The 937-nt window shown below is 44.7% G+C and carries 1 protein-coding gene; it reads right to left on the bottom strand.

From position 1 onward, the window contains the following. On the bottom strand, positions 1-937 hold a 937-nt coding region (locus ACRCJ0_RS15770), incomplete at both ends, for a UvrB/UvrC motif-containing protein (protein ID WP_431391131.1).

Genomic DNA, 937 nt, shown 5'->3' on the forward strand with positions numbered 1-937 from the left:
AAAATGCCCATTCTCTTTCAGGAGGCGTCCATAACGACGCCGGATAACCTCTTGGGTTGTCGCAAACTCATTGGATCCATCAACCGTCTTGATCTTGTATTTGCGGTACATAGATTTATTCGGACGCCCGTCCTCGTAAGCCACCATCGCCGATACCGGGTTTGTCCCTTGGATATTTGAATGGTCAAAGCTTTCAATGACTTTCAAGTAGGGCAAGTTCAAGGCTTCAGACAATTGGTCAATAGCACCAGTTGTTTTTTGTTCTTTCATAGCCAACAATCTAAATTTGTCTAGATGGGCAATCTTAGCATTTCGTTGTGCCATCTGCAGCATCTTGTGCTTGTCGCCACGTTTAGGTGTCGATACCTTCACCTCAACCGTATCCGCAATCAATTCATTGTCCAAGTTACCCGGCACCAGAATTTCTTTAGGCTTAGTATGGTTACCCTCTTGGTAGAATTGGGCGATGTAGGAAGTCAACTCCTCTTCGGGTTCAGAATACACTGGGAAAAGGGCCGAGTCCCGCTTAATAATGGAAAACTGCCGTAACAAGAATACTTGGATTGAAATCCAACCTTTATCAAAGTAAAAGGCAAAGACATCACGGTCATTGTATTGCTTGGACATGATATTTTGCGGTTCAACCGTTTGTTCAATATAGTTGATTTGATCACGGTACTCAGCAGCTCGTTCAAACTGCAAGTCTTCAGAAGCAGCAGCCATTTTCCCCTTCAAATCATCTTTAATATTCTTCACGTCACCATTGAGGAATCGGCGAATCCGTGCCTTTTGCGCCTCATATTCTGCAACCGGCACCTCATGGTCGCAAGGACCAATACATTGTCCGAGATGGTAATAGAAACAAGCCCGTTTCTCATTCTTGCCGCACTTGCGTAAAGGATACGTCTTCTGCAGCAAATCAAGTGTACTGGATGCC

The organism is Aerococcus sp. L_32, assembly GCF_050689315.1.